Source organism: Paraburkholderia phenazinium (assembly GCF_900100735.1).
GTDB classification, from domain to species: domain Bacteria; phylum Pseudomonadota; class Gammaproteobacteria; order Burkholderiales; family Burkholderiaceae; genus Paraburkholderia; species Paraburkholderia phenazinia.
This window is the reverse complement of record NZ_FNCJ01000009.1, coordinates 81,941-104,788: the sequence shown is the minus strand read 5'-3', so window position 1 is coordinate 104,788 and position 22,848 is coordinate 81,941. Positions and strand designations below refer to the sequence as shown.

General features: G+C 63.0%; 16 protein-coding genes. 1 reads left to right on the top strand and 15 read right to left on the bottom strand.

All coding sequences use genetic code 11. The features are described from left to right. Positions 1-39: 39 nt before the first annotated feature. The 8 genes from BLQ92_RS20580 to BLQ92_RS20545 all read right to left on the bottom strand — a co-directional run bounded on the left by BLQ92_RS20580 (position 40) and on the right by BLQ92_RS20545 (position 14,963). Positions 40-1,539, bottom strand: a complete 1,500-nt coding sequence (locus tag BLQ92_RS20580; RefSeq protein WP_090686389.1) for a S41 family peptidase — start codon at positions 1,537-1,539, stop codon at positions 40-42. Between the two features lie 81 nt (positions 1,540-1,620). Then, positions 1,621-3,237, bottom strand: coding sequence for an efflux transporter outer membrane subunit (locus BLQ92_RS20575; RefSeq protein WP_425312465.1), 1,617 nt, complete (start codon positions 3,235-3,237; stop codon positions 1,621-1,623). Beyond that, entirely contained in the window at positions 3,234-6,578 is a 3,345-nt protein-coding gene (locus BLQ92_RS20570; protein WP_090686387.1) for an efflux RND transporter permease subunit, read from the bottom strand. The genes BLQ92_RS20575 and BLQ92_RS20570 overlap by 4 nt, the downstream gene beginning before the upstream one ends. Further along, positions 6,575-9,703 carry an efflux RND transporter permease subunit gene (locus BLQ92_RS20565; RefSeq protein WP_090686386.1) on the bottom strand — a complete coding sequence of 1,043 codons (3,129 nt, stop codon included), beginning with the start codon at positions 9,701-9,703 and terminating at the stop codon, positions 6,575-6,577. Before BLQ92_RS20565 ends, BLQ92_RS20570 begins: the two co-directional genes overlap by 4 nt. Before the next feature lie 27 nt (positions 9,704-9,730). Further along, the gene (locus tag BLQ92_RS20560) at positions 9,731-11,008 is read right to left on the bottom strand and encodes an efflux RND transporter periplasmic adaptor subunit (protein ID WP_090686385.1); all 1,278 of its coding nucleotides are present in this window, start codon (positions 11,006-11,008) and stop codon (positions 9,731-9,733) included. 142 nt (positions 11,009-11,150) lie between these two features. Then, positions 11,151-11,873 (bottom strand): response regulator, encoded by a 723-nt coding sequence (locus tag BLQ92_RS20555; protein ID WP_090686384.1) that lies wholly within the window; start codon positions 11,871-11,873, stop codon positions 11,151-11,153. A gap of 243 nt (positions 11,874-12,116) precedes the next feature. Further along, entirely contained in the window at positions 12,117-14,432 is a 2,316-nt protein-coding gene (gene bamA / locus BLQ92_RS20550) for an outer membrane protein assembly factor BamA (protein WP_090686383.1), read from the bottom strand. Between the two features lie 132 nt (positions 14,433-14,564). Next, positions 14,565-14,963: a hypothetical protein gene (locus BLQ92_RS20545; RefSeq protein WP_090686382.1), complete on the bottom strand. Its 399-nt coding sequence runs from the start codon at positions 14,961-14,963 to the stop codon at positions 14,565-14,567. Between the two features lie 255 nt (positions 14,964-15,218). Here BLQ92_RS20545 and BLQ92_RS40095 point away from each other — a divergent pair, with 255 nt between their 5' ends. After that, positions 15,219-15,395, top strand: coding sequence for a hypothetical protein (locus BLQ92_RS40095; protein ID WP_175772219.1), 177 nt, complete (start codon positions 15,219-15,221; stop codon positions 15,393-15,395). Between the two features lie 238 nt (positions 15,396-15,633). On the opposite strand, the gene BLQ92_RS41445 is transcribed toward BLQ92_RS40095, so the two are convergent. The 7 genes from BLQ92_RS41445 to BLQ92_RS20510 form a co-directional block, all read right to left on the bottom strand. After that, positions 15,634-15,897, bottom strand: coding sequence for a pre-peptidase C-terminal domain-containing protein (locus BLQ92_RS41445; RefSeq protein ID WP_143016645.1), 264 nt, complete (start codon positions 15,895-15,897; stop codon positions 15,634-15,636). 593 nt (positions 15,898-16,490) lie between these two features. After that, entirely contained in the window at positions 16,491-16,796 is a 306-nt protein-coding gene (locus tag BLQ92_RS40715; protein WP_090686380.1) for a hypothetical protein, read from the bottom strand. Positions 16,797-17,037: 241 nt separating this feature from the next. Further along, positions 17,038-17,904 (bottom strand): DUF3667 domain-containing protein, encoded by an 867-nt coding sequence (locus BLQ92_RS20530; RefSeq protein WP_090686379.1) that lies wholly within the window; start codon positions 17,902-17,904, stop codon positions 17,038-17,040. A gap of 77 nt (positions 17,905-17,981) precedes the next feature. Beyond that, the gene (locus BLQ92_RS20525; protein WP_090686378.1) at positions 17,982-19,313 is read right to left on the bottom strand and encodes a TAXI family TRAP transporter solute-binding subunit; all 1,332 of its coding nucleotides are present in this window, start codon (positions 19,311-19,313) and stop codon (positions 17,982-17,984) included. A 210-nt stretch (positions 19,314-19,523) separates the two neighbouring features. Continuing rightward, positions 19,524-20,219: an OmpA family protein gene (locus tag BLQ92_RS20520; RefSeq protein WP_090686377.1), complete on the bottom strand. Its 696-nt coding sequence runs from the start codon at positions 20,217-20,219 to the stop codon at positions 19,524-19,526. Positions 20,220-20,225: 6 nt separating this feature from the next. Then, entirely contained in the window at positions 20,226-20,990 is a 765-nt protein-coding gene (locus tag BLQ92_RS20515) for a flagellar motor protein (RefSeq protein ID WP_090686376.1), read from the bottom strand. Between the two features lie 118 nt (positions 20,991-21,108). Further along, on the bottom strand, positions 21,109-22,335 hold the full coding sequence (locus BLQ92_RS20510; protein WP_090686375.1) for a cyclic nucleotide-binding domain-containing protein: 1,227 nt from the start codon (positions 22,333-22,335) through the stop codon (positions 21,109-21,111). Positions 22,336-22,848 lie beyond the last annotated feature (513 nt).

Sequence of the window (22,848 nt, the reverse complement as noted above, 5' to 3'; positions counted from 1 at the left end):
CGGCGCGGATCTCGATTCCCAGTGCGCAATGCGCAACTCTCACCGCGCAGCCGATTCCGCCACCGACGACGCTGGTGCATCGCTTTGCACAAGCCGGCGCTCGAGCAGCGCCTTGGATAGCTGCACAGGCTTGCCTTGCAGCTTGTTGAGGGCCTGTTGCAACATGAAGTCGTCGCTCGAACCGAACTCCACGGGCGCACGCTCGCGGTCTTTCTGGCGCTGCTCCGGCGTCTCGCGGTCGCTCTGTTCCTCGAGCAGCCGCAGTTGTTCCTGACGGTCGTGCTCGCGCGCCTCCAGTTCTTTCTTTTCGTTGGGATCCTGAATATTCGCGAGGTGATTCGGATAATCGGCTTCGCGCGTCACGAGCGCATCGTCCGGATCGCCGTCGGCGAACTGGTCGACCGCCACGTCCGGGCGGATGCCGATATCCTGAATCGAGCGGCCGCTCGGCGTGTAGTAGTAAGCGGTTGTCAGGCGCAGCGCGGTGTCCGGGGAGAGCGGCATCGAGGTCTGCACCGAGCCCTTGCCGAAGGTGATCTTGCCAAGAATCAGCGCGCGATGCGCATCCTGCAGCGCGCCTGCCACGATCTCCGAGGCCGAGGCCGAGGCCGTGTACGCATTGGTCAGCACGATCATCGGCACGGTCTTGAAGATCGCCGGTTCGTCCTGCAGCGGGTCGCCGTCGAACGAAGCGAGGCGATAGTAAGCGTAGTTGTCGCGATAGGCGCGCTTCGAATATTCGACCTGGCCGTTGGTCGTCACCACCACCGAATCGCGCGGCAAGAAAGCGCCTGCCACGCCAACCGCACTTTCCACCAACCCGCCGCCGTTGTTGCGCAGATCGAGGATCAGCCCCTTCAGGTCCGGCTGCTGCCCGGCGATGATGCGCAGCTTTGCCGCCAGGTCCGGGGTCGTATCTTCCTGAAAATTTGTAATGCGCACGTAAGCGTAACCTGGCGCAAGCCTGGCCGTTTTCACGCTCTGCAACTTGATGAGGGCGCGCGTCACGGTGAGCGGAAAGGTGCGGTTCTCGCTCTTGCGGTAGAGGGTCAGCGTCACCTGGGTGCCCGGCGTGCCGCGCATCAGCGCGGAGGCTTGATCCGGCGTCATGCCGCGCACCGGTTTGTTGTCGATGCTCATGATGAGGTCGCCCGGACGAATGCCGGCGCGAAACGCGGGCGTGTCGTCGATGGGCGCGATCACCTTGATGAGACCGTCTTCCGCGCCGCTCTCGATGCCGATGCCGGCGAAGCGGCCGCTGATCTGCTCCTGCAGATCCTTGAAGTCGGTTTTGTCGAGATAGGCCGAGTGCGGATCGAGGCTCGACACCATGCCTTTGATGGCCGCGGTGAGCAGCTTGGAGTCGTCGACCGGTTGGACGTATTCCTGCTTGATCTGCCCGAACACTTCGGCAAACAGCCGTAACTGGTCGAGCGGCAAGGGCGCGGACGGCGGTTGCGCGGCGCTCGCCGACGCGCTCAGCATCGCGATGGCGCCGCATGTCACGCTCAGGGTAAAGAAGCGGGGCAGATTGCGCATGATGACGCTCCAGTGGGCGTGACAGCCTACAACACTAGCGCAGTCATTGGTGTTGCGCAATCGTGTGCCCAGCAGCCCGTGTTACTGCACCGAAGCCTGCGTCCCCTGGCCACCGGCGCTGCTGCTCTGCGCGGCCGGCGCGGATGGCGCCGAGGCTGCCGCAGCCGCTGAAGCGCCAGCCGCCGCTGAAGCGCCAGCCGCCGCTGAAGCGCCAGCCGCCGCTGAAGCCGCCGGCTGCTTGTCCGGATTGCGCGGATCATGCAACTCGCTATCCGACCACCCGCCGCCCAGGTCGCCAATCAGCGAAGCCGCGTCGAGCAGGCGCGACTCCTGCACGTTCAAGGCCGTTTGCTGGTTGCTCAACTGGGTCGCCTGGGCCGTCGCCACCGTCGTGTAGTCCACCGTGCCGGCCTGGTATTCGTTAAAGGCGATCTCGGTGCCGTGGGTCGCATCGCGCACGGCAGCATCTAAAGCATTGGCCTGCTCGGCGAGGATGCGCAGGCCGGAGAGGTCATTCTCCACATCCTGGAACGCCGTCAGCACCGTGCCACGATAGTTGGCAAGCGCCGCGTCGTATGCGGCCCTGGCTGCGGCGACCTGGCCGCTGCGCTCGCCGCCGTCGAAGATCGTCTCGGTGGCGCTGCCGCCGAGCGACCAGACGTAGTTGGCGACATGCAGCAAGCCACCCAGCGGCGACTGCGTAAAGCCGTCCAGTGCGGAGATGGAGACGGTCGGGTAATACGCCGCAATGGCTACGCCGATCGCCGCGTTCTCGGCCGCCATCTGCCGTTCCGCGGTGGAGATGTCGGGCCGCCGCTGCAGCAGCGTCGACGGCACGCCGACCGGAATCAACGGCAAGGTGGGCATGGCGGTGCTATGCGGAATGTCCAGGTCTTCCGGATTCTTGCCGACCAGCACCGCAATCGCATGCGCGTATTGCGCACGCGCCACGCCGAGCGCGATCAGGCTCGACTGCGCGGTTTCGAGCTGGGTACGCGCGGTCACCACGTCGGACGGCGCGATCGTGCCGTACTTGTCCTGGTTCGCGACCACATCCAGATAGTGTTGATATGCCTTGACCGTGTTCTGCAACAGGTCGATGTTGGCGTCGCTGGTGCGCAGCTCGATTACCGCGGTGGCGAGCGCAATCTGTTCGGAGAGCGTGGCATTCGCGAGGGTCGCTTCGCTCGCCTGCGCGGTTGCTGCGTTCTGCTCGATGGTGCGGCGCACCGAGCCCCACAGATCGGGTGCCCAGCTCACATTGCCTTCGAGCGAACCGGAGTTGTTGACGGTCTGGATGTTGCCGAGACTGCGTGCCGCACTGGAAGTGCCGGTGGCGCTGCGCGCGCGGGTGGCCGAGCCGGTCACGCCGATGGTCGGAAACAGGCTCGCGCGCGCGATCTTTACTTCCGCGAGCGCTTCCTGGTAGTTCGCATAATCCTGGCGCACGGTCTGATTGGAGACCGCCACCTGCGGCTCGAGCTCGTCGAGCAGCGGATCGTTGAAGCCGGTCCACCATGCGCCCTTGGGACCGTCGGCGGCCGGCTCGGCCTCGGTCCAGCCCGGCAGTTCGCGGTAGGTGGCGGGCACGCTGACCTGCGGCCGGTGGTAGTCCGGGCCGACCGTGCAGGCGGCGAGCAGCAGGGCCGCCGCAGCTGCAAGCGGGGTGAGAGGAGTGCGGGAAATCTTCATGGTCATGCCTTCGTATCCGTTTGCCCCGGCTGCGCCGGTGGCCCCATCTGTTCCGCCTGGCGGTTCCACGGCAGTCCCGACGACCATTTGATGAGCTTGAAGCGCAAACGGTCCAGGTAGAGGTAAATCACCGGCGTGGTGTAGAGCGTAAACACCTGGCTCAGGATCAGGCCGCCCATCACGGTGACACCGAGCGGCTGGCGCAGCGACGCGCCCTGGCCGATGCCGATTGCGAGCGGCACGGCGCCGAGCACGGCCGCGAAGGTGGTCATCATGATCGGCCGCAGACGCACGACCGCGGCGGAGTGGATGGCCTCCTTGGCCGGTATGCCCTCCTTGCGCTGCAACTGGATCGCCACGTCCACCATCATGATGCCGTTCTTCTTGACGATACCGATCAGCAAGATAATGCCGATCAGCGCGATCACCGAGAACGGCGTGCCGAAGATCAAGAGCGCGAGGGTCGCGCCAATGCCGGCCGAAGGCAGCGTAGAAAGGATCGTGAGCGGATGAATCGAGCTCTCGTACAGCACGCCGAGTACGATGTAGACGACCCCGAGCGCCGCCAGGATCAGCAACGGGATGGTGCCCGTCGACTGCGCATAGGCCTGCGCCGCACCGGCGAACGCGCCATGGATGCTGGCCGGCATGCCGATCTCGCGAGCGGCGTCGTCGATCGCCTCTTTAGCCGTGCTCAGCGAGCCGTTGGCCGGCAGGTTGAACGAGATTGTCGCTGCTACCAGGCCGCTCTGGTGATTGACCTGCGTCGACGTATGGTTGTTGACGTAGGTCGTCATCGCCGGCAGCGGCACCATCGTCTCCGCCGCCGTGCTGTCCGCGCTGCCGCTCGAACTGCCCCCCTTGCTGTTGGCGATGCTGTTGTTGGTCGCGTTGGCTTGCGCGTTCGAATTCAGCGAGTTGGTGCTCGACGAACTCGAGGTGGTGCTGACGACGCTTGGCGCCGTCACGCCCGTGACAGTTTTGCCCGGCATCTGCGTTTGCGCCGTACCGGCCGGATTGCCCGCCGCCGTGCTCAGGAAGATCTGGTTGAGCGTCTGCGGATACTGCCAGTACTCCGGCGCCACCTCCATCACCACGAAGTACTGATTGAGCGGGTTGTAGATGGTCGAGACGGTCCGTTGACCGAAGGCGTCATACAGCACGTTGTCGATCTGGTTTGGCGCAAAGCCGTAGCGGGCCGCCGTGCTGCGGTTGAAAGTGAGGTAGGTCTGCAGACCGTTTTGCTGCAGGTCCGAGTTCACGTCCAGCACCCGGCTGCGGTCCTTGCTGAGTGCGGTGACGAGCTTGGGCGTCCAGGCGAACAGCGCGGCGGAATCCTCGCTCGTCAGCGTGTACTGGTACTCGGCGGCCGACTGCCGTCCGCCGATCCGCAAGTCTTGCTGCGCCTGCATGAACAGGCGCGCGCCCGAGACCTGGTTCAGCTTGGGCCGCAGGCGGTTGACCACTTCGGTTGCAGTGACCTTGCGCTCGGCGAGCGGCTTGAGTTCGACGAACACGTTCGCCGTGTTCAGCGCACGGCCGCCGGTAAAGCCGGCCACCGACTGGACCGCCGGATCCTTCTGGACGATCTCCTGCAACTGCTCGAGCTTCTTTTCCATCGCCGGGAACGAGATGCTCTGGTCGGCGATGATCTGGCCGATCAGGATGCCGGTGTCCTGCTCCGGGAAGAAGGTGGCCGGCAGCAGTTTCGCAAGGAAGAAGTTGCCGAACAGCAGCGCGAACAGCAGCACGATCACCAGCAGCGAATGGTCCAGCACGGCCGTGAGCGAACGCGAGTAGGCATTCTTGAAACGCTCGAACTGCGCCTCGATCCACGTCGCCCAGCGGGCCCGCGAATGGCCCGCGTTGTTGCGGCTCAGCACATAGGCGCACATGGCCGGCGTGACCGTGAGGGAGATCACGAGCGAAATCAGGATCGCGATCGACAGCGTGACCGCGAACTCGTGGAACAGCAGGCCGACGATGCCCGGCATCAGCAGGATCGGCAGGAACACCGCGATCAGCGACAGGCTCATCGAGATCACGGTGAAGCCCACTTCGCCACTGCCTTTCAGGGCGGCTTCTCTCGGACTCATGCCCATTTCGAGGTAGCGGGTGATGTTTTCCAGCACCACCACCGCATCGTCGACCACGAAGCCGGTGCCGATGGTGAGCGCCATCAGCGAGAGGTTGTCGATGCTGTAGCCGAGCAGGTACATCGGCCCGAAGGTGCCGACAATCGACAGCGGCAGCGCGACCGCCGGCACCAGCGTGGCGCGCGGCGACTGCAGGAAGATGAACACCACGCCGACCACCAGCAGCACGGCGATAAACAGCGTGCGTTCGGTGTCGCCCACCGAGGAGCGGACCGATTCCGAGCGGTCGATCGCAACCTGTACATGGACACTGTGCGGCAGGGTCGCCTCGATCGCTGGCAGAACGTTTCTGATCTGCGCAACGGTGCTCACGACATTGCTGCCGGGCATTGGATAGACGATCACCAGCACCGCCGACTTGCCGTTGTAGAGCCCGGCGTTGCGGATATTTTCGTTGGAGTCCCTGACCTGGGCGACATCGCGCAGCATCACCGGCGCGCCGTTGCGGTAGGCCACCACGAGGTCGCGGTAAGGCGCGGCCTTGCTGATCTGGTCGTTCGACAACACCACGTAGCGCTGATTCCCCTGGTCGAGGTGGCCTTTGGCGCTGTCGGCGTTGGCCGCCGCGATCGCCGCGCGCACGTCTTCAAGGCCGATGCCGTAGCTATTCAGCTTGCCCGGCTGCAATTCGACCCGCACCGAGGGCAGCGCGCCGCCGCCCAGCGTGATCTGGCCCACGCCGTTGACCTGCGAGAGCTGCTGCTGGATCACCGAATCCGCGGAGTCGTAGAGTTGCGCTTTGGTGAGCGTGTTCGAGGTCAGCGCGAGCACCATGATCGGCGAATCGGCCGGGTTGTACTGGCGATAGGTCGGATTGCTGCGCAGGGTGGTCGGCAGGTCGGCGCGCGCGGCCTGGATGGCCGCCTCCACGTCACGGGCCGCGCCGTTGATGTCCCGGTTAAGCCCGAACTCGACCACGATCTGCGACGAGCCGACATAACTGATCGAAGTCAACTCCTCGACATCGGCAATCGTACCGAGCCGCCGTTCGAGCGGTTCGGCCACGGTGGAAGCCATGATGTCCGGGCTCGCGCCGGCCATGTTGGCCTGCACCACGATCACCGGGAAGGCGATGTTCGGCAGCGGCGCGACCGGCAGCCGGAAATAGGCGAGCGTCCCGGAGATCAGGATCGCGATCGCCAGAAGCGTGGTCGCGACCGGGCGCCGGATGAATAACGCCGAGATGTTCAAGGCGCGTCCTCCGTCGGCGCTTGGGGTGCTGGCGGATTATTGCGCTCGCGCCAGCGCCGCGTGCGCTCGGCCATGCGGTCGAAGTACAGATAGATGACCGGCGTGGTGAAGAGCGTGAGCATCTGGCTCAAGGTGAGGCCGCCGATGATCGCCAGACCCAGCGGGCGGCGCAGTTCCGAACCGGTGCCGGTGCCGAGCAGCATCGGCAGGGCGCCCAGCATGGCGGCGAGCGTCGTCATCAGGATCGGCCGGAAGCGCAGGAGCGACGCTTCGAAGATGGCATCGCGCGGCGCCTTGCCGTGGTTGCGTTCGGCGTCGAGCGCGAAGTCCACCATCATGATGGCGTTCTTCTTGACGATACCGATCAAGAGCACGATACCGATAATGCCGATCACATCGAGGTCGCTGCCCGCGATCATCAAGGCGAGCAGCGCGCCGATACCTGCCGAGGGCAGCGTGGAGAGAATCGTCACCGGATGGATGAAGCTCTCATACAGCACGCCCAGCACGATATACACAGCCACCAGCGCGGCGATCAGCAGAAACACCTCGCTCGACAGCGAGTCCTCGAACGCCTGAGCCGCGCCCTGCAGCGACGAGGTGATCGACGGCGGCAGATTGACCGCCTTTTCGGCTTCGTGGATGCGCGCGACCGCCGTGCTCAACGACGCCCCCTTGGCGAGGTTGAACGAGATCGTGACGGCCGGGAACTGAGCCAGATGGCTGATCACGAGCGGCGACTTGACGATCTGGATCTTGGCGATCGCCGAGAGCGGCACCTGGCCCGAGCTGCTGGTCTGGCTAGGGAGGTACAGGTTGCCGATCGACCCCACATTGGGCAGCGACTCCGGCTTGGCCACCAGGATCACGCGGTACTGGTCCGACTGCTGGAAGATGGTCGAGACAATCCGCTGGCCCAGCGCGTCGTAGAGCGCGTTGTCGATAGTGGCCGGGGTGATGCCGAAGCGCGCGGCCAGTTGCCGGTTGACTTCGACGTTCACGCTCAGGCCGTCGGTATTCATATCGCTTTGCACATCGGCGAGCGCCGGAATCTGCTTCATGCGCGCGATCAGTTCAGGCACGTACTTCTGGAATGCCTGCTGGCTCGGCCCGCGCAGCACGAAACTGTATTGGTTCGGCGAGACCGTGGTGTCGAGCGTCAGATCCTGCTGCGGCTGCATATACAGCTTGATGCCGGGCACATTGGCGACTTCCTGCTGCAGGCGCCGCGCGATTTCCTCTGCGGTGTCCGAGCGCTTGTCGTGGTCGCGCAGATTGATCAGGAAGCGGCCGTTGTTCAGCGTGGAGTTGGTGCCGTCGATGCCGACGTACGAGGTCAGCGAAACGACGTCGGGGTCTTTCAGGATCGCATCGGCGAGCGCCTGCTGACGCGTCACCATCGCCGAATAGGACACCGAGTTATCGGCCACGCTGATGCCCTGGATTACGCCGACGTCCTGCACCGGGAACAGCCCCTTGGGAATCACGACATACAGGACGCCGGTCAGTATCACAGTGCCGATCGCCACCATCAGGGTCAGCAACTGGTGATCGAGCACCCAGCGCAGGCCCCGTTCGTAGGCGGAGAGCGTCTTGTTGAAGAGCCCTTCGCTGATCCGCTCGAAGCGGCTCGGATGGCGTTCCGCCTGAGCGCGCAACATGCGCGCGCAGAGCATCGGCACGACAGTCAGCGAGACGACCGCGGACAGCACGATGGTCACGGCCAGCGTCACCGCGAATTCACTAAAAAGACGTCCGATCACGCCGCCCATGAAGAGCAGGGGGATCAGCACGGCAATCAGGGAGATGGTCAGCGACAGAATCGTAAAGCCGATCTGCCCGGCGCCTTCGAGGGCGGCCTCGAGCGGCGTCTTGCCTTCCTCCAGATAGCGCACGACGTTCTCGATCATCACGATTGAGTCGTCCACCACAAAGCCGGTGGCGATGATCAACGCCATCAGCGAGAGGTTGTCGATCGAGTAGTTCAGCTGGTACATCACGGCAAGCGTGCCGATCAGCGACACCGGCACCGAGATGCTCGGGATGATGGTAGCCGGCACGTTGCGCAGGAACACGAAGATCACCGCCACCACCAGCACGATGGCGAGCACCAGTTCGAGCGCGGCGTCCGATACCGACGAGCGGATCACACCCGTGGTGTCCGACACCACCGTGACCTGCATGCCGGCCGGCAGCGTCGATTCGAGCTGCGGCAACTGCTTCATGATCTGGTTGACGGTGGCGATCACGTTGGCGCCCGGCTGGCGCTGCACGTTCAGCACGATTGCGGGCGTGCCGTTGTACCAGGCGCCGCGCTCGACGTCCTGGGCGGCCGAGGTCACCTTGGCGACGTCGCGCATGAAGACCGGCGCGCCGTTCTGATAGGCCACCACCGTGTCCAGATAGTCTTTCGGATCGCTGATCTGGTCGTTGCCGTTGATCGTATAGTCGAGCGCCGGACCGTCGAAGTTGCCTTTCGGCTGGCTGACGTTCACGTAGCTGAGCAGCGTGCGCAGGTCGTCGATATTCAGGCCGTAGGCGGCCAGCTTTTGCGGGTCGGCTTCGACGCGGATGGCCGGCACGTTGCCGCCGCTGGTGGTCACGACGCCCACGCCCGACACTTCGGAAATCTTGGTGCCGAGGCGGTTGTTGGCGGCGTCCTCGAGCTGGGTGAGCGACATCGACTTCGAGGTGACCGCAAGCGTCAGGATCGGCTGGTCGGCCGGGTTGACCTTGGCGTAGGTCGGCGGCGCGGGCAGGCCGCTCGGCAGGTAGCTGTTGGCCGCGTTGATGGCCTGCTGGACGTTCTGTTCGGCGATGTCGAGGTTCAGCGACAAGTCGAACTGCAGCGTGATCACCGACGCGCCGTCCGAGCTGTACGAGGTCATCTGCTGCAAGCCGGGGATCTCGCCCAGTTGCACTTCGAGCGGCGCGGTCACGGTGGTGGCCATCACGTCCGGGCTCGCGCCCGGATAGAAGGTCTGCACCTGGATGGTCGGGTAGTCGACGTTCGGCAGCGAGGAAACCGGCAGCACGCGTACCGCGACGAGGCCCACCAGCACAAGGGCGATCATCAGCAGCAGGGTGGCTACCGGTCTAAGAATAAACAGGCGGGAGATATTCATCGGCGCGTGGGTTGGCTGGGTCCGCTACTACGAAGCTGCTTCTGCAGAGGCGGCAGTAGCCCCGGAGGCGCCGTTATGGGCGTGGTTATGCTGGCCGTGCGCGCCGCTTGCCGCGCTGGCTGTGCCCGCATCCGCGGCGGCTGCGCTAGCACCCGAAGCGGGGCGCGCCTTGGCAGCCTGGATCTTGGCGCCGTCGCTCAAGCGGTCGGTGCCGTCGGTCACGACGATATTGCCGGCCTGGAGCCCGGCGGTGATGACCGTGTTCTTGCCGTCGCTGGGTCCGAGCGTGACCTTATGGACCGAGACCGTATTGTTGGCGTTCACGAGGTACACGTAGTCGCCCGGTGCGCCGCTCTGCACCGCCGGGGTGGGCACCAGCACGGCGTTTTGCATGGTATCGACCAGCAGCTTGACGTTGACGAACTCGTTCGGGAACAGCGCTTCGTCGTCGTTGGGGAAGGTGGCCCGCAAGGTGACCGTGCCGGTGCTCGTCGCCATCTGGTTGCTGACCGCGTAGAGCGTCCCGGTGGCGACCTGCTTCGAGTTGTCGCTACTGAAGGCCGTGACCGGCAGGCTGGCGCCGCCGTTCATGCGCTGCAACACCGAGGCGAGCGAATCCTGCGGCACGGTGAACTGCACCGTGGTGGGCTTCATCGTGGTGATGACCACGATGCCCGGCGAGGACGACGCGGTTACATAGTTGCCCGGGTCGACGAGACGCAGGCCGACGCGTCCGGCAACCGGCGCGGTGATATGGCAGTAGGTCAGGTCGAGGTCGAACTGCGCGATGTTGGCGAGATCCGACTTGACCGCGGCCTCGTCCTGCTGCACGAGGAACTGCTGGTCGACAAAGGTTTGCTCGGCGATCGACTTGTGCTCGTTCAACTGCGTATAGCGCGCGAGGTCGGAGCGGGCCTGGGCGAGCGAGGCGCGGTCCTTGGCGAGCTGCGCTTCGGCCTGCTGCTTGTCGATCTCATACTGGCGCGGATCGATCTGGGCGAGGAACTGGCCTTTCTCGACGTCCTGACCTTCGTGATAGCCGACGGCGGTCAGGTAACCGCTCAATTGTGGCAACACGGTGACGGTCGCGGTGGGCGTGACGGTGCCCAGTTCGCTCAAGGTGACCGGCATCGAGCCGAGCGTGGCGGTGGCGACCGTGACGACTTGCGGCGCTGCACCCCGCGCCGGCTTCGGCCGGTTCAGCAGGTGCACAACCACGAGCGCGACCAGCGCCAGCACGACGACCGCAATCAGGACGAACCTGCGGCGCGAGTGCTTGGGCTGCGTGGACACGGCTTCGCTCATATCAATCTCCGAAAACTGGTGGTAAGTACGTTTTTTCGCAACTGCGGAAAAGTGCCACGTTTACTGCTCGTTGTCACCCTCGAACCATGCTTCGATTGCTTTTGACGATTGCAAAGGGCATCACACCTTGACGGATCGCGATTCATGGGGAGCCTGGGTCGGGAGCGCCGTCGGGCACGAACATATAGCCGCGCCCGCGCACGGTCTGGATGATGCGTGGCGCGGACGGGTCGGCTTCGAGGATGCGGCGCAGGCGCCACACCTGCACGTCGATGCCGCGATCGGTACCGTCGTATTCCGGGCCGTGCAGCAGCTCGAGCAGGCGCTCGCGGTTGAGCGCATGCAAGGGATGGTCGACAAAGATCTTCAGCAGCGCAAACACGCTGTCGGCCAGCGTGACCGGCCGGCCCTGCTGGCTGAGGGTGCGCGACTGGAAGTCGAGCGTGAAACGGCCGAAGCTGAACGGCTCGCGCTGCTCGGGCGCCGCCGCCGCGGGTGTCGTGCGGCGCCGCAGAACGGCCTGGATGCGCGCCAGCAACTCGCGCGGGTTAAACGGCTTGCCGAGGAAATCGTCGGCGCCCAGTTCGAGACCGACGATCTTGTCCACGTCGTCTGACTTGGCGGTCAGGATGATCACCGGCAGGTCGTCACCGGTGGCGCGCAACTTGCGCAGGGCGGTCAGGCCGTCGATGTCCGACATCATCAGGTCGAGCACGATCAGATCGGGGCGCTCCCGCTCGAGCCGGCGCTCCAGCGAGCTTGCGCCGTGCAGCACCGAAACCTCGAAGCCGGAATTGCTCAGATAGGTGCGCAGCAGATCGCGCAGATCGGCGTCGTCGTCAACGACCAGAATTTGGATAGCCATGCGCAGGAGTTTAATGTGCACGGGCGTGCTTGCTGTGCCTTGCAACCCTCAAAGTGGTTGCGAGGAGTTACGCCACAGGCGCTGTGTAAAAGACGGTAATGCTTCGACCCATTACGCAGGCCGTCGCGGGCTAGACATTTCGATTTAGTAATGTTTCGAAAGTAAATTGTCAGGATGGCTATGGAAACCGTGCGTGGCTGACGCGCGGTCCATGAGAGACGGCGTGAGATGCGGCATGAGCCGTCAGAACGACGTGCCGATCTGAAACTGGAACTTCTGGTATTGATCGCCAGCATGCCGCACGATCGGCAGGCCGAAGTCGAGCTTGAGCGGCCCGATTGGCGAGATCCATTCGAGACCCGTGCCGTAGCTGTAGCGCAGGCCGTTGGCGCCGGTGCTGTTGCCTTCGGTGCCCCACACGTTGCCGCCGTCGACAAAGGTGAAGATGCGCAGCGTGCGGTCGTAGCCGGTGCCGGGCAGCGGGAAGGTCAATTCGACGCTGCCGGCCAGCATCTTCGAACCGCCGATCGGATCGCCCGTGGTGGCATCGCGCGGACCCAGCGAGCTCGGCTCGTAGCCGCGCACCGAACCTATGCCGCCTGCATAGTAGTTCTTGAAGATCGGGTACGGCTCGCCGTCGAGACCGTTGCCGTAACCGCCCTGGAAGTGCAGGCCGAGCACGAAGCCTTTAGCGAACGAGTAGTAATACTGTGCCTGCACATCGGTTTTGTAATAGGTGGTGCGGGCGATCGGCGTGCCGTATTCGGCGTTGAACTGGGTGAAATAGCCGTTGCTCGGCACCAGTGCGCTGTCGCGGTTATCGCGCGACCAGCCTAGCGTGATCGGCACGTTGTTCGAGACACGGCCGAAGTCGTTCACATAGTCGATATAGCTTTGCGGCGTGGTCGAGTCCACGTCGAGGCGGTTCTGCTCGATACCGGTGCCGAAGTAGACCATGTCCGATTCGGAGAACGGCACGCCGAACTTGAGATCGGCGCCGAGCGTGATGATGCGAAAACTCGTGTCGGTGACGTTCGAATAGTAGAGCGGCTCGCTGGTGCGGTAGTAGACGTCGGTAATCCGCTTGATGCCGTCCACCGTGAAGTACGGATCGACCTGGGTGACCGTCAGCGTCCGAAAGGTGGTGGCCGTGTTCACGTTCACCGCAAGACTCGTACCCGAGCCGAACACATTGTCCTGCGACACCCCGGCGGAGATGATCGGGCCTTCGCCGGAACCGTAACCGAGACCGAGCGTGACCGAGCCGGTGGGCTTCTCGGTGACCTTGACGTCGATATCGACTTCATCGGGGGTGCCCTCGACCGGCACGGTGGTCACGTCGACGTCGGTGAAGTAGCCGAGCCGGTTGATACGGTCTTTGGACAGCGCAAGGCGCCCCGAGTCGAACCACGAGCTTTCGAGCTGGCGCATTTCGCGGCGCACCACTTCGTCACGCGTGCGGGTGTTGCCGATAATGTTGATGTTGCGCACGTAGACGCGGCGGCTCGGATCGACCTGCAGCGTGAGGTCGACCGTGTGGTGTTGCTGGTCGATCTGCGGCTGGGCATTGACGGTGGCGAACGCGTAGCCGTATTCACCGAGCTTGTCGACCACCGCCTTGGTGGCGGCCTTCAGCTTCGCAGCCGAGAAACGGTCACCCGGTTTGATCTTGATGAGCTTCGAGAGCTCGGCTTCGCGGTCCAGCAGATTACCGGACAGATGGATGCCGGAAATCGTGTACGGCTCGCCCTCGTGCAGCGTGAGCGTCAGGTACATGTCCTTCTTGTCCGGCGACAGCGAAACCTGAGTCGAATCGATGTTGAACTCAAGATAGCCGCGGTCGAGATAGTACGAACGCAGGTTATCGAGGTCGGTGGTCAGCTTGTCTTTTGAGTAAAGGTCGTTCTTGGTGTACCACGAGAACCAGTTCGGCGTGGAGAGCTGCATTTCATCGTGGAGGGTACTGTCGCTGAAGACCTTGTTGCCGATCAGGTTGACCTGGCGGATCCTGGCGCTCGGACCTTCGATGACCGAGAACAGCAGACCGACGCGATCGCGGTCGATTGGCGTGACCGTGGTGGTGACTTCGGCTGCATAGTAGCCGTGCGTCAGGTACTGACGCTTCAGTTCCTGCTGGGCGCGGTCGACCAGCGACTTGTCGTAATAGCGGCCCAGCGACAGCCCGACCGAGTTCAGCGCCTTGGTGAGGTTGTCCTTATCGAATTCGTGGAGACCGGCGAAATCGATGGTGCCGATGGCGGGACGCTCCTGCACCTGAACGACCACGACATCACCCTCGGTCGAGATCTTGACGTCATTGAAGAAGCCCGTGGCATAGAGCGCACGGATGGCTTCCGAGGCCTTGTCGTCGGTGAAGGTGTCGCCCTGCTTGAGGGGCAGATACGAGAAGACGGTATTGGGTTCGACGCGTTGCAGGCCTTCGAGACGGATATCGCGCACCACGAACGGGGTGGTGGCAAAGGCGGAGACAGCAGTCGCGCTCAGACCGATAAATGTCAGCGCACGGGCGCAGCGGGCCGAAAGTGTTTCAAGGTTCATTCTGGGTGACAGGAGAGACACGCAATAGAAGGATCGGAGGCGCATGTTTAGCCGGTGCTCCAAGTCGGAGGACGGCGCTGCGAGAGAGGCAAGGCGAGGGCGGAGCCGCGAGCGAACGATGGGCACGGCGCGCTATTGGAGGCGAACGCCGGCCGCACCATTGACCTTGGCGAGACCTGTGACGAGGGAGAGCACTTCGGTCATCTGACGCACTTCGGCGCGATGCATGCGAAACGACAGCTCGGCGCCGCCGGGCAGCCGAAACGAGAGCAGCAGATGGGAGGACTCACCCTTATCCTTACCGACGGCCCAGGCCTCGCAGGGCATGGCGAACTTCACGTCGTCGTTTTGCTGGCGAACTCGCGCAGACCATCCGATGGCATTAGAAATAGCGGCCAGCAGCTCGTGCATGACGGAGTAGTGCAAGGCGATGCTATCGGGCTGATTCCCCTTGAGCATGAGGTATTGACCATCACCGGTCAGCTCGAAGGAATGAAGGGAATGGATCGCGACGGCAACCGGCTGTGACATGAGAGCGCTCCGAACAACATTGGAGAGCGAGTCTAGGCCAGTGGGAATGGAAGGAGGTTACTGACGCATTACCTATTCTTCCTTTCAGGAGGAAGACGGAGAGGCGCGTCCAGCCATTCCTGTAACGCACCGCGCACATCCTCGATAACCGGACCCCACCGACCTAAGTCGCATCACAGGGTCGTCCGGCGTGAGTCGGGCTGCCTCCCTGCTGTAAAACATCGCTTCTACGTTACTGCCGCAAACGCTGAGAGCATGTGCCGCATAGAAGTGAAAAATGGCGCGTTGCGGATCGATGTCGATTCCCTGACGGGCAACACTCAGCATCTCGTCAAAGCGATCGATTTTGTACAACGCGAGACACAGGGCCTCCAATGCCCCAGCGTTGGCGGCGTGATGAATTCTGAACTGCCTGATCGCTTCGGCAAGTAGTGGAGCATGGAGCACACCTGGCTCTGGCCAGCGCAGCAACGAGGTTAAGCCCATCTTGCAGGTTAGAGGGTTCAAGGAACCAGGCGCTAGCGCGAGCAAGCAGGCCGCTTACCTCTGATTCGTCGGGATCACTGATGTTGGAGTTAGACATTGTTGAGATACCTTGCTTTCCTTGCGTGAGAAGTCGCGCGCCACCACCGCAAAGGCGGCGTAGGCGCACGCTACCCGGATGAACAGCTTATTGTGTGTAGGTGGCCAGAATCGTGGCGCCAGTGAGGGCTGTATTCGGGTTCACTCTGCCGTAGTAAGTCCCAGGCGCCGGGTTCGAGATGGTGCACGTGGCGGTCCCGCCTCTCACAGCGACGGACTGACAATCGGCATTGCGCGTGGTAGGCGAGCCAGACCTGAGATATAACGTTCCAATGTCAGCGTAGGCTGCCGGCGCAAGTGTAAATGTCACGCTCTTTGCCCCGACGGGGACGTCTAGAGAGAAATACCTCATGACGTAGGTTTCTGCCGAAAACTCGCAATGAAAGACTAAGGGTTCAGAAAAAGGGGGAATAGCAGACGCGGCTGGTTTGTATGAGAGGTGATTTACCGGCTGCGTAAGAAAGGAGCCGCGCCCCAACGACTCCCGGTGAGACGACTCCGACCGACCAGGCAGTGCCACATGCGAGAAAGTCAGGTCTTTCTCGAGTAGGAGTCCAATGAAAAGGCGCGAAGATTCGCGCCTTGATTGGGTGATACCTCGACTATGCTGAGAGACAAAAAGCGCGACACGTTCTCCGTTTTCCCGTGCAGACCCAACCGCGACGCACGCAGTGCGGAGTGGGATGGATGAGCGCTGTGTCACTGAGCGGAGTGGTGCGAGGGCAGGTCTTGTTTTCGGACCACTTCCGGTTAATATAAGTGATGGACACCTAAAAGCTAGCGGTGTGGGCCCGCTTTCTTTGCTTACTTTCTTTGCGGCGGCAAAGAAAGTAAGTGCCGCCCCGCACAGGGGCAACGCCAATAGACCACTAAGAACGCAAGGAAAGGCCAACGCGGTAAGGCAAGCCACCCAAAGCGCCGCGCAGGCCAAAGCAAAAAAGCGGATTACCACCTACGATGCGCATACCAATCATGCCTTGACCACCACCGCCGCCCGTCCCAGTAGTTTCCGCCATGCCACCCAATAACAACACTAGTAGCAACAACCGGCATCCCGACAGGCTGATAAACAGGCTGATAAGCCACAACAGAAGAGGGGGGCGGAGGCGCAACATATACAGGTGCAGGCGCGACATAAACCGGCGCCGGCACGGCAAAATTAAGCCCGACGGACACGCCTGCATTAGCGACCTGCGAAGCACCAAGAACAAGTGCCCCAAACCCGAGGCAGACGAACAGTTTGCTTTTCATGTTGGACCTCCGTAACAGGGGGATGACGGCTTAACTGTAGCTGTGCCGAGACGCCCTTGAGTTACGCAAGTGCAACAAAGTTGACGGCAGAAATCTTTGCAAAGGAGCGTGAAATAACGCGCCAGCCACGCGCGGCTTGAGGCGCACCCGTATTGCGCACGAACGACCGCAACGAACGGTAATAACAGTAATGGCTTTGCAACAAGAGGGGGCCGCGATAGGACCGTCACCGCAAAGCCCCTCAAGAAAGCCGCAGATGAACCCCGCTGGAAATGAAGGTAACCACCGCCAGTGCGATGCCGCTAACCAGGCCATAACAGCCAGCCAGCACCACCCCGCGCACGACCTGCGGCCACCACCGCCCACCATACACACGCTTGAGCGCCACGATCAGATAGGCGAGGATCACGAGCGCGGCCCACGCCGCATAGCCGCTCACACCGGGCACGAGGCACACCAGAAACACCGCGAAAATAAACGCGTGCAAATGCACGGTAAACAGCAGATGCATACCGTAGTTCTGCCGCCGGCGACGATAAACGAGCGCACACATCGCCGCAAACACCGGCATCAGCACGAACACCGCATACGGCAGCCGATGCAGCAGGTGTTCGCTGAACTCGGCAAGCTTGTCTGGTTGATCCAGTACGCTCATCGCACTGGCGGCTAAATTCAGCACCTGCTTGTCGCCCGCATCGGTCTCAGAGGCGGCGAGGGCGCTAAGCGCCTGGGTGGGGTGCGCCGCGGGCTGATTGTCGATGTACACGAGATGCGGATGCGTCATCGCCCCCGACCAGCTCAGCAGCAGAAAAAACAGAAAGCTGAACGTAACATAGAGCGGCAGCGGCATCACATAGCGCCGCCGCCTGCCTTCGAGATACTCGAGCGTCAGTTGTCCCGGCTTGAACAGCAACATCTTGACGGTAGGCAGCAGCTTGCCCTCCGCGGCGACGTAATGATGCAGGTACTGGTGCGCGAACTCGCGCAAGGTCGGCATTTCGTGAACCGTCTCCTGGCCGCACTGCGCGCAGAACGGCCCGTGAACGGGGGCATCGCAGTTAGGGCATGTGGCGGGCAGTTCGTGTGCTGCATCTTGGGCGTGCGACATGCGGGCTCATCGGTCAGGAGTTTTGACAGGCCGCATTCTGACGGCGAGCCTGGCAAGCGTCAATCAGGACCACCCCCTCAAGCCTGCCCCAGCCGCACCCGCACAAACCCAACATGCTCCCGCAGCACATAAAACGCATCGGCGTAAGCGAGCGGCATGCGCAGGCTGTTGAGCGACTCTTCGATCTGATCCAGCTCCTGGAAAAGCGCCTGGCGCTGAGCGGGCGAGGGGTCTTTCAACGCTTCGCGTTCGATCGCGATCAACGAACCGTAGTAGCGGTAAATGCGCGACCTCACACGCCATCTATACAGCGCCGGGACCAGCCGCAGGGCAGGGAACAGCAGTACCGCAACCGGCAGCAGCAGAACCAGCGTGCGGTCGCCGATGCTCGCCAGCCAGAACGGCAGGTTGCGGTACAGGAAGCTCTTGCCGGTCTTGTAGTAGCGCTGGGCGTCGTCGCTGATCGGATACTCGTGGGCGACCGGACTCGGGAATTGCCCCGCGTGTTGCAACAGACCGGGCATGCCGTGGATCTCCTGAGCGGCTTCGATCAGCAGGTCCGAGATGGCCGGGTGCAGGTTGGTACGCGCCACCAGTTCGACGGTCGGGCTGATCAGGTGGACCGTGTCGGGCGGGATCTTGCGGCGCAGGTCGAGCACGCCCGGCGGCAGGTCGATTTCGTCCAGATACGGAAAGAGCCGCGTATAGGCATTGGCCTCCTCGAAGTCCATCACCGAGATGCCGGGCACGCGCAGCAGACGCAGCATCAGGGCACGGGTGGCCGAATCGCCGTTCAGGATCGCCGCATCGGCCTCGCCCGAGACCAGCTTGGTGGCGGCTTGCAGCCCGTCGTCGGGCAACAGCGGCGTGTCGCGCCCCGGCTCGATGCCGTTCGCCTCCAGCAGCTTGAGCGCCAGCACCCGCGTGCCGCTGCCTTCGCGGCCAATGGCGATGCGCTTGCCTTCGAGTTCCGAGAGGCGCGTGATGCCGGTGCCGCGATAGAACACCACCACCGGGTCGTAGAACACACTGCCGAGCGACATCAGCGAGGAGATGTCGAGCCCGCCGGCCACGCCGCCCTGCACGAGCGCAATATCCACATGCTGTTTGGGGTCCAGCAGCCGGTGCAGGTTCTGCATCGAGCCGTCCGATTCCAGCACCTTCAGCGTGATGCCGTTGCGCGCGAGAATCTTCTTGTACTCGTTGGCCGCCAGCAGAAACGAACTGTCGTGTGGGCCGGCGCTCATCGTAATGGTGCGCGGCGGCGCCGGATCGACGAGCCACACGACCAGCGTGATCACCAGCACCACGAACACGGCGACCGGCGCGAACGTCAAGGTCAGATCGCGCAGATCCGCATGGGAATGCTCGCCTTGAAACTGCGGAGGACGTGGGCGCGGGTGTCGCATGAAAGCTCCGTTCTTGTGGCGGGCATGGTTTAACCGGCAAGCGGCTCGGTGCAGCTCGCTCAATGCGGCCGGCACAGTATGGTGCGCGCAGTGAGGCCTGCACAGCCGGGGCTGTGCATCGGCGCCCCCGGGCTGGCCGCGTCTATAGCGTAGCAGGACTGGCTTTGGTCTGAGGGATGTTTGCTACGAAGTCCGCAGCCGGGGATGCGCTCAATACTGAACGAGTATGGTCACGCGGCGGTTGGCGGCGCGCGCCACGGCATCGTCGCCGATCATCAGCGGGATATTGTCGGAGCGGCCGATAGCCGCGAGGCGATGCGGCTCGATGCCCTTATCCACGAAGAATCGCACCACCGCGCCGGCGCGAGCGGACGAGAGCTCCCAGTTCGATTCGTACTTCGCGTTCGAGATCGGCGTGCTGTCGGTGTGTCCTTCTACCAGAATGTTGTGGGTCGAATAATCCTTCAACGCGGCGGCCACCTGGTCGAGCACGTCGGTCGAATCCGGCAGCAAATGCGCATCGCCCGGGCGAAACAGCACCTTCGCATTGATGCCGATTTCCACGCCGCCGGTCTGTTCGTCGATATTGATTTGCCCTTTATCGCGCAGCACCTTCAACAGCGACAGCAGTTCGGTTTTCGAGGCCAGCGGCGCACCGCTTGTGGGACTGCCTGGCGGGCTGAGCGTCGCAACGGCGGCCGGCGCCTTGTCGTTCTTGACGCTGCGCGAGGCTTCCAGCAGCTTGATTTCCAGTTCGTGGTATTTCGCCAGCTGGATGGCATACAGCGCCAGAAACAGCACCATCAGCGTGGTGACGAGGTCCGAGTAGGAGAGCAGCCAACGCTCGGGCCGGGCCTCCACGTCGTCGTCGAGCTTCGGATTGTGTCGTTCGGATGCGAGCGCCATGGTGGATTACGCCAGCAGTTCTTTGGAGCGTTCGCGGACGTCGCCGGTGAGGCGCGTCTCGATGGTCTGCGGCGATTCCCTGCGCGAGATGGCCAGCAGCCCGTCGAAGTACAGCTTGCGGTAGCGCAGTTCGCTATCCACCTGCGCCTTGATCTTGCCGTAGATCGGCAGAAACAGCACGTTGGCGAGCGCGAGGCCATACAGCGTCGTCACGAAGGCGACCGCCACGCCCTGGCCAAGCTGCGCCGGTTCGAGGATGTGGCCCGTCACCTGGATCAGCCCCAGCACGGCGCCGAGAATGCCGAAGGTCGGCGCGTAGCCGCCCGCCTGCAGCCAGATGCGTGCGGCTGCCATGTGATTGCGTTCGTAGGCGTCCAGTTCGCGTTGCAGCGCGTCTTCGATGACGGCCGTGGCGACGCCGTTGGCGATCAGTTCGAGCCCGCGCTTGGCGAACGGATGAATCCCGGCCGGATCCATTGACTCGAACGCGAGCATGCCGTTCAGCTTGGCCTTGTGGCCCCACTCGAGCAGTACCGAGAGGTTTTCCTGATCGACCGGTTTGGCGGTGACGAAGGCGAGCCGCAATTGCCGCACACCGTCGGAAAAGCGTCCCCAGGTGTTCTGAACCATCACGGCGCCGATCGTGCCGCCGAGCACGATGACGAGCGCTTCGAGCTGGAACAGCGAGGCAAAGCGCCCGCCTTCCAGCGAAAAGCCGAGCACGATGGCTGCGATGCCGACAACGGCACCACAGAGCGTCAGGAAATCCATAAAAGACCTCGAAAATTCAAATGAAGGACGGCGGGTTCGTGCTGTTCAAGGCTGATCGGGCGGCACACGGCGGCGCACGGCGCGTGGTGCACCGTGCGCCGTCCTGCGCGTTCGCCTGCTAGACCGGCGAGCCGACCGGAATCGACGCGCTCATCGACGGCGATTTGATGCTCTTCACCAGGTCGATAAAGCGTTGCTCGATCTCCGGTATCTCCAGCGGATCGACCTTGACGTCGCGCCGCATGATCCAGGAGATCTCGTTCTGGCGCGCCTGGGTCATCACCGAGAGCAACCGGTCGGCAATCGCGTGATCGGCCATCGCGGTGAGCAGCTTGGCGAGATCGTAGGTGTCGAAAGCGCTGACCGCGTCGAACAGGGTGCGCTGGTCGATGTATTCGAGGTCAGCAAGCGATTCGAGCTCGCTTGCCGAACGGATCTTGCGCTTCGAGAAATAGGCCGTGCCGTTTTCTTCGATGTAGTTCAGCACCTTGGTCTTGCGGAACGCAAAAATGTCCTCGGCGATTTCCGAGTGCGACAGCTTCTTGAGGATCAACTGCCGTTCGACGCCGATCAGCGCCTCGAGATCCGACAGTTCGATCAGCTCGAGTTCGCCGGTAATCGCCACGTCCAGATCGTGATCGGCCACCTGCTGGGCGCGCTCGGTGATGCGCACCGGGTCGAAGGTGACCATGTGGCGGCCTGCGGCGCCGTCGTTGGAGGCTGAACCCTTACCGACGAGTTCCGGGCGCCCGGCATCGAAGCTCACCAGGTTGAGCTTTTCCATGCGCTTGAGCATGGCCATGACGTGCAGGCGGGAATGTCCGGCGATGGCGCGGCACTTCTTGATGACTTCCGCGAGCGGCACCGAGGTTTCCTCGTTCGACGAGCGGCGCGTCCACTCGTCGCGGTTGTCGTTACCGGCCATCAACGCCAGCACGTGAGCGTAGGACAGCACGCCGGGCAGAAAGTCAGCATGGGTGTAAGTGGCGAGCAGATCGTCTTTGCGCTTGGTGCGGCGAATCAGCGTGCGTACCAGGTGACGAAGCAGCGGCGAGACGCGCTCCAGTTCCTGCTCCACGAGGCTGGTTTCGACGACCGTCAGGCGGCAGAAAGTCAGGGCCTTGGCGGTCGAGCCGCGGGGCTCGGACGGCAGCAAGGCCGACTCACCGAAGATTTCGCCTTTGCCGAGGGTGGCGAGCACCACCCGCTTTTCGTCGCACTGTGTAGAGATTTCGACTTTGCCGTCTGCGATCACGTAGATGGCGGAGGTTCCAACGTACCCTTCCGAGTAGATGATTTCGCCCGGAGCGGCGGTCCGCGACCTTGACGACTGTTGCTGATTCAATGTAATCCCCTGCGGAGTGTGTGGCCCTGCTCAAGCGGTCTTCTATGGACTCGCTGACCTTCGGCAAACTTTGCTGCCTCATACCAGTGGATAACGACGCATTTACCGATCTCTTTAGCGCGACGCGCGGGTTTATGTGGCCTTCGTGCCTGTGGGCGGGCCTCGGCGCGGTAACGCGGCGTGCCGCCATGTGCAGCAGACGCTTCAGATTGAGGGCGCAAACGTTTGGGCGCTCCGCTGCGGGTGGTAAGCGCGCCGCAGCGGCGGGACAAGCAGGGAAGTGCTGCGAATAGGGTCGCGGCTGGCGTGGCTGGCGTGGTTAAGGGAAATGACTTCCCATAGTGGGAGCCATATAGTCAGCATCCCTTAGTAAAATGCAGCGACGGAAAATGGCTCAGGCTGAACTTCGGGGTGGGGTTAAGCGGCGTGCACGAGCCATCATCGGTCGGGCATGAGCCGACCTGAGCGTGGGGTGCGTCGCCGCGACGCTGCGCTACGTGAAAACCCTGGCGG